The 223-nt window shown below is 69.5% G+C and carries 1 protein-coding gene; it reads left to right on the top strand.

All coding sequences use genetic code 11. From position 1 onward, the window contains the following. A partial coding sequence (locus E4K09_RS29190; protein ID WP_166802367.1) for a hypothetical protein occupies positions 1-223 on the top strand: 223 nt, incomplete at both ends.

Genomic DNA, 223 nt, shown 5'->3' with positions numbered 1-223 from the left:
CTCCGCCGCGGTCGATCAGGCGGCCGTGCACTGGATCCTGGCGCTCGTTTTCCTGCGCTTCCTCGAGGACAACGGCCTGCTCGATCGCCCCATCGTCTCTGGCGTGGGGGAACGGCTGGAACTGGCGCAGCTGCGGCAGCGTGAGCACTTCCGCGTGCGCCCGACGGACAGCGACGCGGAATACCTCCTCGCCGCCTTTGAGGAGCTTGCCCGCTTGCCGGGG

The sequence above is a fragment of the Microvirga pakistanensis genome (assembly GCF_004458765.1).
In the GTDB taxonomy this organism is placed as follows: domain Bacteria; phylum Pseudomonadota; class Alphaproteobacteria; order Rhizobiales; family Beijerinckiaceae; genus Microvirga; species Microvirga pakistanensis.
Note: the sequence above shows the minus strand (reverse complement) of the source record. Positions and strands in the feature narration are given on the sequence as shown.